Origin of the sequence: Halomonas sp. NCCP-2165, from assembly GCF_023708045.1 — a bacterium.
Taxonomy (GTDB): domain Bacteria; phylum Pseudomonadota; class Gammaproteobacteria; order Pseudomonadales; family Halomonadaceae; genus Bisbaumannia; species Bisbaumannia pacifica.
On sequence record NZ_BRCY01000017.1, the window covers coordinates 12,802 to 29,557 of the forward strand.

A 16,756-nucleotide genomic window follows, 5' to 3' on the forward strand; every position below is an offset into this window, starting at 1 on the left:
CGGCAGCGACGACGCCGGCAATGACTACAGCGCCGATGCCGAGCGCGACTACGCCGTCGATACCGAGGCCAGCGCCACCATCACTATCGACACCATCGCCGGTGACGACGTGATCAATGCCGCGGAAGCCGGCGATGACATCACCATCACCGGCAGCGTCGGCGGCGACGCCGGCGAGGGCGACAGCGTGACCCTGACCGTGGGCGATAAGACCTACACCGGCACGGTGGACGCCGACGGCAACTACGCCATCGAGGTGCCGGGCAGCGTGCTGGCCGGCGACAACCAGATCGAGGCCAGCGTCAGCGGCAGCGACGACGCCGGCAACGCCTACGGCGCCGATGCCGAGCGCGACTACGCCGTGGACACCACCGCCCCGGCGGTCGGCGTTGAGCTGGAAGCCGCCTCCGGCGGCACCTACAGTGCCGACGAGATCAGCGACGGCGTCAATGCCACCGTGACCCTGGGCGAGGGCACCCAGGTGGGCGACACCCTGGTGGTCACCGACGGCAAAGGCAACGAGCTGTTCAACGGCGAAGTGACCCAGGCCATGCTGGACGACGGCCTGGAGGTCACCGTCAGCGACCTGGACGGTGACGACACCGCGCTCAGCGTCACCGCCACGGTGACCGACCCGGCGGGCAACAGCGACAGCGCCAGCGACGACGGCGTGATCGACGCCACCGCCCCGGCGATCGGCGTTGAGCTGGAGGCCGCCTCCGGCGGCACCTACAGCGCCGATGAGATCAGCGACGGCGTCAATGCCAGCGTGACCCTGGGTGAGGGCACCCAGGTGGGTGACACCCTGGTGGTCACCGACGGCAAAGGCAACGAGCTGTTCAACGGCGAAGTGACCCAGGCCATGCTGGACAACGGCCTGGAGGTCACCGTCAGCGACCTGGACGGTGACGACACCGCGCTCAGCGTCACCGCCACGGTGACCGACCCGGCGGGCAACAGCGACAGCGCCAGCGACGAGGGCGTGATCGACGCTAGTGACGACGACGACGACGACGACGACGACGACGGCGACGACGACGACGACGACGACGACGACGACGAAGACGACGACGGCGACGACGGCGACGAAGACGACGACGAAGACGACGACGAAGACGAAGACGAAGACGAAGACGAAGACGAAGACGACGACGAAGACGACGACGACGACGACGACGACGAAGACGACGACGACGACGACGAAGACGACGACGAAGACGAAGACGACGAAGACGACGAAGACGACGAAGACGACGAAGACGACGACGGCGAAGAAACGCCTAGTGCTGATGAAATTATCTCCGGTGTTGCCGCCCATACCAGCGGTAATGGCGGTGGTAATGGCAATACCGGTACCTATGCCAATAATGGCAAGGGGGGGGGGTTGAAAAAAGGTGCCATGAAGGGCAGTGGCTCCACCGACGGGGCGCCGAAGGATGCGGAAGGGTATTACGGCGTCGATCATAGCGGTAACGATAATCCCGATATGATCGATGGCAACGAGGCGCTATTGATTCAGACGGTGCAGCCCCTGGATAGCATGACCTTTGTAATCAAGGGGGAGCTGGGGGGGGCGACCTTCTCGCTTTTCGATAGCGAGGGTAATCGTATCGGTGACCCGGCCCGGGTCGAGATTGTGGATGGCCGGGTGGAGATTAGCAGTGACAAGCCCTTTAGTTATATCGCCTTCGATGGTAACTCCAGTGGCGGTTCGGAGTTCTCCGTCAAGCCTGTGGGTTATGTGACCGAGTCAGGTGAGCAGTTCATCCAAGGCGAGAATAGTGATGACACGCTGACCGGTGATGAGAGTGACGATATCCTGATCGGCGGCGCCGGGGACGATATCCTGATCGGTGATGAGGGTGACGATGTCTTCCAGTGGCAGCTCGGCGATGAGGGAGAGAGCAGTGATCCCGCCGTCGATGTGGTCAAGGACTTCGGCAATGGTGACGATGTGCTGGATGTGGCCGACCTGCTACAGGATGAAGAGTCGGCGCCGGATCTCGGCAGCTATATCGTGGCCGAAGAGGATGGCGCGGATACCGTGCTTTATTTGAACTCTCAGGGTGGCCTGGGTGGCGACAAGGAGAATGCCGATCAGGTGATTCGCCTGGAAGGCAAGTCATTCGACGACTTCAGTGCCAGCAATGGCGAGGACCTGATCGCCAAGATGATCGCCAGTGGTCAACTGAATATCGATCAGTGATATACTCGATACCACCTATTACCTAAGGTTTCCGCCCGGCCATGCCGGGCGGTTTTTTTTGGATGGAGTGACTGCCATGTATGTCAGACGCGATGAAAATGGCGCCATTATCAAGGTCAGCAAGGTGCAGGATGGCGACTGTTTGGAGAGCGTGGATAACGGTGATAAAGCGCTAGGGGAGTTCCTTGCTGGCTTGGGGCACCAGGAGGAAATGACGCGCTCGGATCTCGACTTCGTGCGAGTGCTGGAAGACGTGATCTACTTGTTGATGGACAAGGGAGTGATTCGCTTTACCGATTTGCCGGATGCCGCCAGGGACAAGCTGATGGTACGGCAGAGCCTGCGCCGTCGTATCAATGATGTCGGGTTGATGGGCGAAGAGGGGGATGTGATCTAGCGTTGTCTCTGGGGCAGGAAGGTGGATGCGCTCGCCTTGTCGGATGCTCTCGCCGTAGGCTCGTTTATCCGACCTACGGGATGAGCCCAGGTGGTCGGATAAGCGAGCGCACCCGACGGGCCTCGACGGCCGGCCCGACGGGCTTAGGTGCGTACTCCGGGGCCGGTCACGCCATCCAGGCCGAGATCGATCACCGTTCGCCACTCGGCGTCGCTGGCGACCCCCTCGGCGATCGCCAGGATGCCCAGGGAATGGCAGAGGGTGGCCATGCCGCGCAGGATCGTCTGCTGTTCCGGGCTCGCCTCGATGCCCTGAACCAGGCTGCGGTCGAACTTCAGGTAGGAGAGGCCGCTATCCTGCAGCTCGCCGAGGCGGGAAAACTCGCTGCCCACATGCTCCAGGCCGATACGGCAGCCCAGGGGCTGCAACTCCCGGCACAGCAGACGGAAGCGTTCCAGGTCGCGCAGGGCGGCGGATTCCGGCAGTTCCAGCCATAGCAACCGGGCCTGGTCGGGGTGCGCCTTGAGCAGGCCGAGCAGCCGGGTCAGGAAGTGGGCATCGCGAACCGAGGCGGGGGAGAGGTTGATCCCCAGGGGAGCCTGGTCGCGGCCGATGGCATCGATGGCGGCCTTGGCCACTGCCAGGTCGAGCGGGGTCGAGAGCTCCAGGCGCGATATCCAGGGCATAAAGGTGCCCGCCGCTCGCCATTCGCCCTCGAGGCGAAGGCGGGAGGGGCACTCATGATGTAGCAGCTCGCCCGCGGCATCGAGCACCGGGAAGCTGGCCAGGCGAGGGCCCCGGGCGATGGACCGTTCCAGGGCATGTCGCCAGTCGGCATGGTTGGTATAGAGCAGGTCGCTGCGCTGGGTCTCGACCCACTGCTGACCCAGGTCGCCCTGGGTCTCGGCGGCGGCCAGGGCGCCATCCAGGCCGGCCATCAGCGTGCTGATGGTATCTCCCGAAGCATAGTGGCAGAGGGCCGAGGGCAGCCCCAGGTTCACCGCGGCCTCGCCGAGTCGCAGGGCCTCCAGCTCGGCGCTGAGCGCCTCGGCCAGTGAGTCGTCGTCTGCGCCTCCGGGGGTCAGCAGGGCAAAGTCGCCACCATTCAGGCGGCCCACGATACCCCCGCCCTGGGCCTTGGCGATCTTGGTGAGGCTCAGGCTCAGGTTCCTGAGCAGCTCATTGGTCTGTGCCCGGCCCAGGACCTGATTGACCTCGGCCAGCTGGGTCAGACGCACCAGCGCCAGGCTGCCATTGGCACGCTCATCATCGCTTTCGAGGTGGGTGCTCAACTGGGTCATGAAGGCATCGCGTCCCAGGGCACCGGTCGCCTCATCCTGCTGTAGCCGGCGGCGCAGCTTGTCGAGCTTCTCGCTCTCGCTATGCAGCATCTGCCCCACGGAGCCGGAGAGCCGGTTCATGGCCTGGACCACCTGGCGCAGCTCGCGGGTGCGCGGCTCGGGGCTGGTGGTAAAGCGTCGGGCGCCGATATCCCGGGCCTGGGTGATCACGGCCTCCAGCGGCCCGCGGATGGTCCGCACGATCCAGCCGGCGAGCAGCAGGCCGACCAGGGCGGCCAGGCCGAACCAGGCGACCAGCCGGATGGCGCCGCGCCACAGGGAGTGGTAGGCGAAGCTATGGTGGCTCTGCAGGGTCAGGGTGCCGTATTGCTGCCAGCCGTTCTGGATCACCGCCTGGCTCGGTGGCACGTCGAAGCGCACCAGGTCGACGAACCAGCCGGGCACGCTCTCGATGCGGCCATCGGCCTCGCGTCGGGCGATCAGTTCACCATCGGGGGCGTGCAGTTCGATCAGTTGGTAGTGGCCGGTATCGAACTGGGCGGCCATCAGCAGTTCGATAATCACCGGATCCTTGTCCAACTGGCTCATGGAGAGGGCCAGGGCATTGACGTTGTCGCTATTCTTGACCCGAATCTCCTGCTCGGTGTAGCCCCGCAGCGCCGTGAGCCCGACCGCCAGGCTGCCGCCCAGGGTCAGTAGCAGGATCGCCAGCACGGTGATCCACAGTTGTTTTATCAGCGACATGGCGGCCACTCCCTGGCGAGGTTCCGCGGCGAATCCACGGCGGTTGGTGTCATGGTCTGGGATGAAATCATAGGAAACCCTGCTCCTGCATTCGGGTCAGTACGCTGCTCCACCGTGACAGGCGTTGTACCGGGTTGGCGCGGGATTGCGTCGAGCCGCCGGCCCAGAGGCCATCGCTGTTGAAGCTGAACACGGGGTCCAGATCGACCCGCTGGGCGGCGGGGGTAATCGAGGGCACCAGGTTGTCGAGGATCAGGGGCTCGCTGGCCGGTGTCTCGTAATACCCCAGCACCATGTGTGCCTGGGTGATCTGGCTGCGGCCGATGCGCGCCCGCACATAGATCATGCGCAGCTGCCGGGTCGGCACGCCGAGTCGCTTCAGGGTGATGTACTTGGCGATGGAATAGTCTTCGCAGTCGCCCTGGGCCTTGCCCAGGGTCTCCAGCGGCGTGGCCCAATAGTCTTCCTGGCCCCAGATATCGATATCATCCAGCCAGCGAATGCGGCGATTGAAGAAGTCGTTGGTTTCGCGAAGCTGCGTCGGTAACGGCTGGCCGGCCAACCGCTCCAGCAGCGCGAACCACTCCTCCAGCAGGGCACTCCCCCGGCCCCCGTAGCGGGTACGCATCACCAGGCGTAGCTGGCCGGGATTGAAGCTCCCCTCGGCCTGTTCTGGCCAGCCGCCGACAAGCAGCGTCGCCAACAGGGCCAGGCCGCCGCCGAGCAGGCCGCGACGCGAGCAGCGTAATTGTGAGTGCGGCGGCGGGGCCATGAAGAAGTCCAGTAACGGGGCGTCTGCCCCCATTATATCGGCTGCCGGTGAATAAGCTTTAGTCGGATGCCCTGGCCAGCTCCACCTCCAGCAGGGGCGCCAGGACGGGCCAGACGTTGGCGAGGATCCTCGGCTGCGCCTCGGCGGTGGGGTGGATGCCGTCGGCCTGCATCAGCTCGCGGTTCAGTGCCACGCCCTCGAGCAGGAAGGGCACCAGGGGCAGGTCATGCTCATCGGCGAGGCGCCGGTAAACGCCGGTAAAGGCCTCCCGATAGGCCTGGCCATAATTGGGTGGAATATCGATGCCCAGCAGCAATACCTCGGCCTCGGCCGCACGGCTGGCCTCGATCATGCGCCTCAGGTTGGTCTCGAGCTGACCCGGCGGCAGGCCGCGCAGGCCATCGTTGCCGCCCAGCTCCAGCAGAACGATGTCGGGGGCGTGCTGTCCCAGCAAGTCGGGCAGCCGCGCCGCGCCGCCGCCGCTGGTCTCGCCGCTGATGCTGGCATTGATGACCTCGGCGCGGCCATCCAGGCGCCGCTCCAGCAGCGCCACCCAGCCCTGCCGAGCCTCGATACCATAGGCCGCGCTGAGGCTGTCGCCCATCACCAGCAGGCGGGGCGGCGATGCCGCGCTGGCCGTGCCCGCCAGCAGTAACAGCAGGCCCAGCGTCCAGGCCACCAGGTACCGGTGCCCACGGCCCCCGTGGCAGACTGACCGGCAATGATGCCAAGCGAAAGGGAAGCCCTCGATCATGTCCCACTCCTCGTCTGAAGCCCTTGCCCCGATTCTACACGCCGACGGCCTCGGCAAGGTGGTCGATAGCGGCGAGCGCCGGCTGACCATTCTGAGTGACCTGGCGCTGGAGGTGTTCCCCGGCGAGAGCGTGGCGATTCTCGGCCAGAGCGGTGCCGGCAAGTCGACCCTGCTGGGACTCTTGGCGGGCCTGGATACCCCCAGCGGCGGTCGGCTGGAGCTCTTCGGCCAGTCGCTGGCGGCGCTGGACGAGGATGGCCGGGCGGCGCTGCGCGCCGGGCGCGTCGGCTTCGTGTTCCAGAACTTCCAGCTGCTGCCGACCCTTACCGCCCTGGAGAACGTCCTGCTGCCGCTGGAGCTGTCGCCGCCGCGCGATGGCGAGGCCCGCGCCCGGGAGTGGCTGGAACGGGTCGGGCTGGGGGAGCGCCTCGCTCATCTGCCCAAGCAGCTCTCCGGCGGCGAGCAGCAGCGGGTGGCCATCGCCCGGGCCTTCGTCACCGGCGCCGAGCTGGTCTTCGCCGACGAGCCCACCGGCAACCTGGACCCGACCACCGGGGCGCGGATCATCGAACTGCTCTTCCGGCTCAACCGCGAGGCGGGCACCACCCTGGTGCTGGTGACTCACGACCACGCCCTGGCGCGGCGCTGCCAGCGGGCCCTGCGCCTCGCCGAGGGGCGCCTGGCGCCCCTCGCCCTGGACGAGGTGGAGGCATGAGCCGGGCGGCGACCCTGCCGCATCAGGGCGCGATTCAGGCGCTGCGCTTCTCCGCCCGGGGGCTGTGGCGCGACCTGCGCGCCGCCGACGTGCGGGCGCTCTTCGTGGCGCTGATGCTGGCGGTGGCGGCCTCCACCATGATCGGTTTCTTCCTCGACCGCCTCGACCGCGGCCTGACCCGTCAGGCGGGACAGTTGCTGGGCGGCGACCTGGTGCTGGAGCAGGGCCAGCCCTTCGCCCCGGAACTGCGCCGGACCCTGGAGGGGGCCGGCCTCGCCCTCAGCGACCAGGTGGACTTGGTCTCCATGGCGAGCCTGGGGGACGCCTTCCAGGTGACCAGCCTCAAGGTGGTGGACGATGTCTATCCCCACTATGGGCAGGTGCTGGTGGATCGCGGCGCGGGCCGCGAGGCCCTGGCCCGGGGCCCGGCCCCCGGCGAGGCCTGGATGGCGCCGCGCCTGGCCCTGCTGCTCGAGGCGGAGCTGGGCGATCGGGTGCGCATCGGCGAGGTGGAACTGACCGTCAGCGGCCTGGTGGAGCGGGAGCCGGACCAGTCGGCGGGCTTCGGCAACTTCAATCCGCGGCTGATGATGCACCTCGACGACCTGGCGGCGACCGGCCTGGTGCAGCCCGGCTCGCGGGTCGAGTACGAGCTGCTCGCCGCCGGGCCGCCCGACGCCCTGAGCGGCCTCGATTCGCTGCTCGAGGCGCTGCGCCGCGACGGGGTCGAGGTGCGCGACGTGCGCCGCGACCGCCCCGGCCTCGGCAATGCCCTGGACCGGGCCGAGCGCTACCTGAGCCTGGCCGGCCTGGCGGCGGTGCTGCTGGCCGGGGTCGCGGTGGCCATGGCCACTCGCCGCTACGTGGATCGTCACCTGGATACCGCGGCCCTGCTGCGCTGCTTCGGCGCCACCCAGCGCCAGCTGACCCGGCTCTTCGCCCTGCAGCTGCTATGGCTGGCCCTGGTGGCCGCGGCACTGGGCGCCCTGTTGGGCCTGGCCGGCCAGGCGCTGCTGCTGGGCCTGCTGAGCGCCTTCCTGCCCCTCACGCTACCGGCGCCGGGCCCCTTGCCGCTGCTGCTCGGCGTCTTGACGGCGGTGGCGGTGCTGGTGGGCTTCGCCGGGCCCACCCTGCTGCGCCTCAAGCGGGTCAGCGCCCTCAAGGTGCTGCGCCGTGAGCTCGACCCGCTGCCGCCGTCGGCCTGGCTGGTGGTGATCGTCGCCAGCCTGGTGTTCGGCGCCCTGCTGTGGCTCTACTCCGGGGATATCGGTCTGGCCAGCGGCCTGCTGCTGGGGGGCTGGGTGATGCTCGGCCTGCTCTGGGGCCTGGGACGGGGGCTGCTGGCCCTGGTGCTGTGGCTGGTCGGTCGGCTGCCGGCGGGGCAGGGCGGCTGGGGCCAGGCGCTGCGCCTGGGCGGGCGACAACTGGCACGGCGTCGCGACGCCAGCCTGGGGCAGATGCTGGCCTTCGCGGTGACCTTCTTCGCCATGGCGATGATCGCCCTGGTACGTGGCGACCTGCTGACCACCTGGCAGGCGCAGCTTCCCGAGGCGACGCCCAACTACTTCGCCATCAATATCCAGCCCGCCGAGCGGGAGTCCTTTAGCGAGGTGCTGGAGGCTCGCGCCGACGACCGCACCAGCCTCTACCCCATGGTGCGGGGGCGCCTCACCGCCATCGATGGCACCCCGGCGCGGGAGGCCGTGCCGGCCGAGGCGCGTGGCGACAATGCCCTGCGCCGCGAGCTCAACCTCACCTGGCAGGAGACCCTGCCCGAAGGCAATCGCCTGGTGGCCGGGCGCTGGTTCTCCGCCGAGCCCGTCCCCGGCGAGCCGGTGCCGATCTCCCTGGAGGATGGCTTCGCCGCGCGCCTGGGCCTCGGCCTCGGCGATACCCTGACCTTTACCATCGGCGGCCGGGAGGTCAGCGGCCGGGTGGCCAGCCTGCGCAACCTGGACTGGGACAGCTTCCGCCCCAACTTCTTCGTGATCTTCCCGCCCGGGGCGCTGGAACGTTTCGGCCACAGCTATATCACCGCCTTCTATCTCGACCCGGGGGAGGGCGAGACCCTGCGTGGCCTGGTGCGCGACTTCCCCGGCGTCTCGCTGCTGAATATCGACGCCATCCTGGCCCAGGTGCGCGAGCTGGTCGCCCAGGTGACCCGGGCGGTGGAGCTGGTACTGGCCCTGGTGTTGCTGGCCGGGGTCAGCGTGCTCTACGCGGCCCTCACCGCCAGCCGCCCGGTGCGTGCCCACGAGGGCGGCCTGCTGCGGGTCTTCGGCGCGGGAACGCGCACCCTCTCGCGGGTGCAGGGCGCCGAGTTCGCCATCCTCGGCCTGGCCAGCGGCCTGATGGGGGCCCTGCTGGCGGAGCTGGCCACCGCGGGGCTCTATGCGCTGTGGTTCGATCTGCCGCCGCGCTGGCATCCCCCGCTGTGGTTGTCGTTGCCCCTCGGTGGCGCTCTGTTGATCGGGGCGATCGGCCACCTGCTCTCCCGGGGGCTGCGCCGCGAGGCGCCCATGGCCAGCCTGGGCCTGCTGGGGGAGACCTGAGCCGCGCCGCCATATCGCCATGTGTGGATGCGCGGGGCTTGTCGGATGCTCTCGCCGTAGGCTCGTTTATCCGACCTACGCGGCGGGGTCGATGTAGGTCGGGTAAGCGAGCGTCAGCGAGTGCACACGACAGGCCAGACAGGCCCGGCAGTACTGTGCCGCCTTCGGGTTTAGCTGCGCTAAAGCGAAAGTGAGAAATTATCGAGTGGTCCATGATGGCCTTTCATGTGAAAGGCCGTCGAGGCTGGGGTATCATGGCGCCTTCGAGTTTACCGCCTACCGAGGACCCTCGCCGATGTTCAGTCGTGACATGCAGATTGCCGGTTTCGATGATGCGCTCTTCGACGCGATGCAGAAGGAAGTCGCGCGCCAGGAAGCGCATATCGAGCTGATCGCTTCCGAGAACTATGCCAGCCCCCGCGTGATGGAAGCCCAGGGCTCCCAGCTCACCAACAAGTACGCGGAAGGCTATCCCGGCAAGCGCTACTACGGCGGCTGCGAGTACGTGGATATCGTCGAGCAACTGGCCATCGACTACGCCAAGGAGCTGTTCGGGGCCAGCTACGCCAATGTCCAGCCGCACTCCGGCTCCCAGGCCAATGGCGCCGTCTTCCAGGCCCTGGTCAAGCCGGGCGATACCGTGCTGGGCATGAGCCTGGACGCCGGCGGTCACCTGACCCATGGCGCCAAGCCCAACTTCTCCGGCAAGCACTACAATGCCGTGCAGTACGGCATCGACGAGAGCGGCCGCATCGACTACGAAGAAGTCGCCAAGCTGGCCCGTGAGCACCAGCCGAAGATGATCATCGCCGGCTTCTCCGCCTACTCCCAGATCATCGACTGGGCCAAGTTCCGCGAGATCGCCGACGAAGTGGGTGCCTACCTGCTGGTCGACATGGCCCACGTGGCCGGCCTGGTGGCCGCCGGTGTCTACCCGACCCCGCTGCCCCACGCCCACGTGGTCACCACCACCACCCACAAGACCCTGCGCGGCCCGCGTGGCGGCCTGATCCTCTCCGCCGAAGGCAACGAGGAGATCGAGAAGAAGCTGCAGTCCGCGGTCTTCCCGGGTGGCCAGGGCGGCCCCCTGGAGCACGTCATCGCCGCCAAGGCGATCTGCTTCAAGGAAGCCATGGATCCGTCCTTCAAGACCTACCAGCAGCAGGTGGTCAAGAACGCCCAGACCATGGCCGGCGTCTTTATCGAGCGCGGCTTCGAGATCGTCTCCGGCGGCACCGAGGATCACCTCTTCCTGCTGTCGCTGATCAAGCAGGGCCTGACCGGCAAGGACGCGGACGCCGCCCTGGGCCGCGCCCATATCACCGTCAACAAGAACGCCGTGCCCGGCGATCCCCAGAGCCCCTTCGTCACCTCCGGCCTGCGCATCGGCACCCCGGCGGTGACCACCCGCGGCTTCGGCGAAGCCGAGTGCCAGGCACTGGCCGGCTGGATCTGCGATATCCTCGACGTGATGGCCAAGGGCGAGGACACCGCCGCCATCGAGGGCGAGGTCAAGGCCAAGGTCGAGGCGGTCTGCGCCGAGTTCCCGGTGTACAAGTAAGCCCGCTCAATCGCTAGGTCTGCGATCCCTGCCAGAGGGGGCGGCAACCCCTAGGTCGCCGCCCCGGGTTATCACGCCCCGCGCCGTCTCGACGGCGCGGGGCGTGTCGTTCAGGGGCCCTGGTCACGGCCTTGTCCTGAAGCAAGGTGGCGTCGCGATATCTCCAGTATGCTGAGGGGAAACCGGCGGCGAAGGGGGCTCGAGACCATGGCGACACTGACGTTTCTCGGCGCGGTGGGGGAGGTGACCGGCTCGCGTTATCTGCTCGAGGTGGATGGCAGCGAGGGCACGCGGAAACTGCTTCTGGAGTGCGGCATGCACCAGGGCGGAGGCGATGCCGACGAGCGCAATGCCCGGCCCTTCGGCAGGCTGGCTCGGGAGCTCTCGGCGGTGGTGATCTCCCACGGTCACCTGGATCACGCGGGGTTGCTGCCCAAGCTGGTGCGCGAGGGCTACCGGGGGCCCATCCACTGCACCCGGGAGACTCGCGACCTGTTGGAGATCATGCTGGCGGATGCGGCCTTCGTGATGGCCAAGGACGTGGAGTGGGAGAACCGCTGGCGCCGCAAGGCCGACAGGCCGCTGCTGGAGCCTCTCTATGACTCCGACGACGTGGAGCAGACCCTGGCCCAGTGCGAGCCCCATCACTATGGCCAGCCGGTCAGCCTGCCGGGAGGCGTGACCCTGGTCTACCGGGATGCCGGGCATATCCTCGGCTCGGCGATCGTCGAGCTCAAGGTGCCCTCCGGGGGACGCGACCGGCGCCTGGTCTTCTCCGGCGACCTGGGCAACCCCGAGTCGGTGCTGATGGAGGACCCGGAGAAGGTCTTCGATGCGGACCTGGTGCTGATGGAGAGTACCTACGGCGATCGCGATCACCGTCCCCTGGACGAGACCCTGGAGGAGTTCGCCCGGGTGCTGGAGGAGACCCACGCCGCCGGTGGCAATGTGCTGATTCCCGCCTTCGCGGTGGGGCGTACCCAGGAGGTGCTCTATCACCTCAGCGTGCTCTACCACGAGGGGCGCCTCAGGCAGCAGCTGGTGTTCCTCGATAGCCCCATGGCCATTCGCGTCACCGAGCTCTACCAGAAGAAGCGCAAGTCGCTGAATGACGAGGACCTCAGGGTGCTCAACGTGGCCGCCCAGGGAGATCCCAGCCAGTACCTGCCGGTGTTGCGCCTGACCCGCAGCGTCGAGGAGTCCATGGCCATCAATCGCATCCACGGCGGCGCCATCATTATCGCCGGGGCCGGGATGTGCAACGGCGGGCGGATCATCCATCACCTGCGCTATAACCTGGCCAAACCCAGCACGCGGGTGGTGATCGTCGGCTTCCAGGCCGCCGGCACCCGAGGGCGCCAACTGGTGGATGGCGCCGAGCGGATCAAGCTGTTCGGCGAAGAGGTCCCGGTCAAGGCGCGTATCCACACCATCGGCGGCTTTTCCGCCCATGCCGGCCAGAGCGAACTGCTGGCCTGGGCCGGGGCCTTTCGCCAGCGGCCGCGCTTCTACCTGGTGCATGGCGAGCCCGGGGCCCAGCAGGCGCTGCGATCGGCCCTGGCCGCGGCCGGCATCGAGGCCGAGATCCCCGACTATGGGGCGCGCATCGAGCTGTAGTCGAAGAGTCGATAATTATTTTTTAGTAAATTGAATATTAAGGAGTTTTCAGTAGCCGTGGCTGGCTGGTGAAATGGCGGCGGGGGAACTAACGTAAGTAGGGTTATCGTGTTTATCGCATCCGTTACCCCTTGTACTCGAGCGTTGCGCTCGCCCCGGTGATCCCGCATGGCCAACCAGGAGGAAGTCACGGACCTCAAGCAGGCGTTAGGCGTCTGCCGGGGGGGCTTCGCGTCGGTGGGCTTGTTCAGCCTGTTTATCAACCTGCTGATGCTGGTGCCGGCCATTTACATGTTGCAGGTCTACGACCGGGTCCTCTCCACCCGCAGCACCGAGACGCTGCTGATGCTGACCCTGGTGGTGATCTTCCTGTTTATGATCATGGCGGGGCTGGAGTTGATCCGCACGCGGATGCTGGTACGCATCGGCAACCGCCTCGATACCCTGCTCAATGGCCGCCTCTACCAAGCCATGTTCCGCTGTAGCCTGATGGGCAACGGTGCCACCTCGGCCCAGCCCCTGGAGGACCTGTCGAGCCTGCGTCAGTTTCTCTCCGGCAATGGCCTGCTGGCCTTCTTCGACGCCCCCTGGGTGCCCATCTACCTGGCGGTGCTTTTCCTCTTTCACCCCTGGCTGGGCTTCTTCGCCACCGCGTCCGGCCTGCTGCTGCTGGCCCTGGCACTGGTCGGCGAGAGGCTTACCCAGCCCTTGCTGGCCGAGGCCCAGGGGGAGCATATCAAGGCCCGGGAGCTGGCGGCATCGAACCTGCGCAACGCCGAGGTGCTGCATGGCATGGGCATGTTGCCGGGTATCATGAATCGCTGGTCCCGGCGCCATCACCACTACCTGGCCGGGCTGTCCCGGGCCAACGACCGTGGCGAGGCCCTGGGCAATGTCTCCCGGGTGCTGCGCCTGCTGGCCCAATCGCTGATCCTGGGGCTGGGAGCCTGGCTGGTGCTGCGTGGCGAGATGACCCCGGGCATGATGATCGCCGGCGCCATCATCATGAGCCGCGCCCTGGCTCCCATCGATCGGCTGATTTCCACCTGGAAGGGGTTCGTGGCCGCCCGCGGGGCCTACGGCCGCCTCGACACCCTCTTGAAGCAGCATCCCGCGGAGCCGGCGCGGATGTCGCTGCCCGCCCCGCGGGGCGAGATCCAGGTGGAGGGCGTCTCCGCCGCGCCCCCCGGCTGTCATGTGCCGACCCTTCGGGGGCTCAACTTCGCGGTGAGCCCCGGCGAGCATATCGGCATCATCGGCCCCAGCGCCGCCGGCAAGTCGAGCCTGGCTCGGGTGCTGCTGGGCATCTGGCCGCCGCTGGCCGGCACGGCACGCCTCGACGGGGCCGATGTGGCGCACTGGAATCGCGAAGAGCTGGGTCCCCATGTGGGCTACCTGCCCCAGGATATCGAGCTGTTCGAGGGCAGCATCGCCGAAAACATCGCCCGCTTCGGCGAGGTCGATACCCAGGCGGTGGTCGCCGCCGCCCGCAAGGCCGGGGTTCACGAGATGGTACTGGCCCTGGCGGAGGGCTATGACACCCTGATCGGCCCCGGCGGCGCCGGCCTCTCCGGTGGCCAGCGTCAGCGTATCGGCCTGGCCCGGGCGCTCTATGGCAGCCCGGCGCTGGTGGTGCTCGACGAGCCCAACGCCAGCCTCGACGACCGCGGCGAATATGCCCTGCGCGCCGCCATGGCGAGTCTCAAGCGCGAGGCGGTCACCCTCTTCGTGATCAGCCACCGGACGCATCTGCTGAAGAGCATGGACAAGCTGATGCTGTTGCGCGACGGCCAGATCCAGCTGTTCGCCGCCTGTGACGAGGTCATGGCGCGCCTGGCCGCCAAGCCGGCCGCCAGGGCGCCGCTGGCGTCGGGGCGTATCACGGCGGTGGCCGGCGGGCGCCCCGCCCAGGTGCGGCCGCCGAGCGAAGGAGAGAACCAGGATGAGTCGACTGGTTGAACGGGAGGCGCAGGAGCGCAAGGCGGCGGTGGCCGAGCCAGCCGTGCTCGAGGGCGAGTACGAGGTGCGGGTGCCGGTCACCTACCGTTGCTACTACTATATCGGGCTGCTGGTGCTGTTGTTGGCGCTGGGGGGCTTCGGCGGCTGGGCCTTCAGCGCCAGCCTGGCGGTGGCGGTGGTGGCACCGGGGCAGGTGGCCGTGGAGTCCTTCCGGCGGTCGGTGCAGCACCTGGAGGGCGGAATCGTCGGCGAGATCCTGGTCGCCGATGGAGATCGCGTCGAGGCCGGTCAGCCCCTGATCGTGATCGACGATGCCCGGGCCCGCTCCCAGTTGCAGATCGCTCGCACCCAGTACCTGGTGGGGCGGGCCACCGAGTTGCGCCTGCTGGCCGAGCAGCGCGGCGACGAGACGCTGACCTTTCCCGACGCCCTGACCGGCAGCGACCTGTCCCGGGTACGCGAGATGCTCTCCGTGCAGCAGGCGCTCTTCGCCGCGCGTCGGGAGTCCCTGCGTGGCACCCTGGCGGCACTCGACTCCCAGGCCGAGCAGATGCAGCGCCAGATCGCGGGGCTGGAGGAGATGGTCCCCTTGGGCGTGCGGCAACTGGCCTCCCTGAGCGGCGAGGCCAATGACCTCCGAGACCTCTTCCGGCGTGGCATGGTCGGCAACCAACGACTGCGCGAGGTGGAGCGAGACAGGCTGGAACTCGCCCGGGAGGTCGCCAGCTATCGCGCCGAGATCGGACGCCTGGGGGCCCAGATCAGCGAGACACGGGTACAGCGCGAGATCCGGATCCAGGAATTCCAGCGTGAGCTCGGCGAGCAGCTCCGCGAGGCCCAGGTCCAGGTGGCCGAGGCCGAGGAGCGTATCGCCTCCCTGGCCGATCAGGTGGCGCGTACCACGGTCATGGCCCCGGTGGCGGGCATCGTCGTCGAGCGCCGGGTGCATTCGGTGGGGGACGTGGTGCGCCCCGGCGACCCCTTGCTGGATATCGTGCCGGTGGACGACAGCCTCCTCGTCGAGGCCCGGGTACCGGACCGTGACATCGACCAGCTCTATCCCGGCCAGCCGGCGGAGATCCGCTTCACTGCCTTCAACCAGCGCACCACCCACGTTATCGCGGCGCGGGTGATCTTTATCGATGCCGACAGCCAGGTGGATGAGGCCACGGGCGTACGCTTCTACCGGGTGCGGCTGAGGGTGACCGAAGAGGGACGCGACAGGATGACCGAAGAGATGCAACTGCTCTCCGGAATGCCGGCGGAGGTGATGATTCATACCGGCGAACGTACCTTCGCCAGTTATATCACCAAGCCGATCACCGACATGCTGGCCCGGGCCATTCGTGAAGAATAGCCCCGGCCGGGCGGCGACAGGGAAGGGAGACGCATTCGTATGTTGTTGGAGAATCCACCGATTCACCTGGTGACCGAGTCGACGCCCCAGTCCCAGCTATTTGCCGACTACCTGCATCGGCAACTGGAGTGCGCGGTGTCCCTGTTGACGCCACGGATGGTTGGCCGGCCTCGGGGAGGGCGCCGGCAACTGATCCTGCTGGATATCGACCACCTGGAGGAGTCGACCCTGCACGCCTGGCAGCTTCGCGCCGCCGAACTGCCCGACGTCTTCCTGGCCGCCTTCAACCTCTGCGACGAGGCCCAGGCGGTCGAGCTGCTCTCCAGCATGCACCTCCAGGGCATCTTCTATCGCAGCGACAGCCTCGAACTGATCTGCAAGGGTCTGAGCCTGCTGCGGGAGGGGAAGCCCTGGATGTCCCGCTCGCTGATGGCTCGTCTACTGGAGTATTACCGGCAGCGCCAGCTCAATGTCTATCGCCCCACCTGTGGGCTGACCCAGCGCGAGCTGGAGATCATCGGCCTGCTGGGCGCGGGTGCCAGCAACCTGGAGATCGCCGACCGGCTCTTCGTCAGCGAGCATACCGTCAAGTCGCACCTCTACAACATCTTCCGCAAGATCGACGTGCATAGCCGCGGCCAGGCGATCAACTGGACCCGCCGCCACCTGGGCGCCCCGCCCCCGCTGCCCGAGCACCGCTACCCCGAATAACCCACCTCCTTTCTCCCGTGATCCATGACGCTCGCCTCCAACCCGTTGGAGGCGTCTTCGGCCTATGCAACCTGCATAGGCCTGGGCATCGCGCCAGAAAAGCCGGACCA

General features: G+C 67.4%; 12 protein-coding genes. 9 read left to right on the forward strand and 3 right to left on the reverse strand.

The window, feature by feature from the left end; genetic code table 11:
• Both NFU04_RS10295 and NFU04_RS10300 read left to right on the forward strand, forming a co-directional pair.
• Window positions 1-2,206: Ig-like domain-containing protein (locus tag NFU04_RS10295; protein ID WP_251309352.1), on the forward strand; the 2,206-nt coding region annotated here is incomplete at its 5' end.
• Between the two features lie 76 nt (window positions 2,207-2,282).
• On the forward strand, window positions 2,283-2,603 hold the full coding sequence (locus tag NFU04_RS10300; protein WP_251309353.1) for a tryptophan synthase subunit beta like protein: 321 nt from the start codon (window positions 2,283-2,285) through the stop codon (window positions 2,601-2,603).
• A 143-nt stretch (window positions 2,604-2,746) separates the two neighbouring features.
• Here the strand turns inward: NFU04_RS10300 and NFU04_RS10305 are convergent, their stop codons facing one another.
• The 3 genes from NFU04_RS10305 to NFU04_RS10315 all read right to left on the reverse strand — a co-directional run bounded on the left by NFU04_RS10305 (window position 2,747) and on the right by NFU04_RS10315 (window position 6,174).
• The gene (locus NFU04_RS10305) at window positions 2,747-4,648 is read right to left on the reverse strand and encodes an EAL domain-containing protein (protein WP_251309354.1); all 1,902 of its coding nucleotides are present in this window, start codon (window positions 4,646-4,648) and stop codon (window positions 2,747-2,749) included.
• A gap of 67 nt (window positions 4,649-4,715) precedes the next feature.
• Entirely contained in the window at window positions 4,716-5,420 is a 705-nt protein-coding gene (locus NFU04_RS10310) for a transglutaminase-like cysteine peptidase (RefSeq protein WP_251309355.1), read from the reverse strand.
• Window positions 5,421-5,478: 58 nt separating this feature from the next.
• A complete protein-coding gene (locus NFU04_RS10315; RefSeq protein ID WP_459382083.1) occupies window positions 5,479-6,174 on the reverse strand; it encodes an arylesterase in 696 nt (231 codons plus the stop codon).
• On the opposite strand from NFU04_RS10315, the gene NFU04_RS10320 reads away from it, so the two are divergent.
• The 7 genes from NFU04_RS10320 (at window position 6,173) to NFU04_RS10350 (ending at window position 16,646) form a co-directional block, all read left to right on the forward strand.
• Window positions 6,173-6,889, forward strand: a complete 717-nt coding sequence (locus NFU04_RS10320; protein ID WP_251309357.1) for an ABC transporter ATP-binding protein — start codon at window positions 6,173-6,175, stop codon at window positions 6,887-6,889. The genes NFU04_RS10315 and NFU04_RS10320 overlap by 2 nt on opposite strands.
• Window positions 6,886-9,441: an ABC transporter permease gene (locus NFU04_RS10325; RefSeq protein ID WP_251309358.1), complete on the forward strand. Its 2,556-nt coding sequence runs from the start codon at window positions 6,886-6,888 to the stop codon at window positions 9,439-9,441. Before NFU04_RS10320 ends, NFU04_RS10325 begins: the two co-directional genes overlap by 4 nt.
• A 295-nt stretch (window positions 9,442-9,736) precedes the next feature.
• On the forward strand, window positions 9,737-11,002 hold the full coding sequence (gene glyA / locus NFU04_RS10330) for a serine hydroxymethyltransferase (RefSeq protein ID WP_251309359.1): 1,266 nt from the start codon (window positions 9,737-9,739) through the stop codon (window positions 11,000-11,002).
• 207 nt (window positions 11,003-11,209) lie between these two features.
• Window positions 11,210-12,619, forward strand: coding sequence for an MBL fold metallo-hydrolase RNA specificity domain-containing protein (locus NFU04_RS10335; RefSeq protein ID WP_251309360.1), 1,410 nt, complete (start codon window positions 11,210-11,212; stop codon window positions 12,617-12,619).
• Window positions 12,620-12,787: 168 nt separating this feature from the next.
• Window positions 12,788-14,578, forward strand: a complete 1,791-nt coding sequence (locus NFU04_RS10340) for a type I secretion system permease/ATPase (protein ID WP_251309361.1) — start codon at window positions 12,788-12,790, stop codon at window positions 14,576-14,578.
• A complete protein-coding gene (locus NFU04_RS10345; protein WP_251309362.1) occupies window positions 14,562-15,935 on the forward strand; it encodes an HlyD family type I secretion periplasmic adaptor subunit in 1,374 nt (457 codons plus the stop codon). The genes NFU04_RS10340 and NFU04_RS10345 overlap by 17 nt, the downstream gene beginning before the upstream one ends.
• A 39-nt stretch (window positions 15,936-15,974) precedes the next feature.
• The gene (locus NFU04_RS10350; protein ID WP_251309363.1) at window positions 15,975-16,646 is read left to right on the forward strand and encodes a response regulator transcription factor; all 672 of its coding nucleotides are present in this window, start codon (window positions 15,975-15,977) and stop codon (window positions 16,644-16,646) included.
• The last annotated feature ends 110 nt before the right edge of the window (window positions 16,647-16,756 follow it).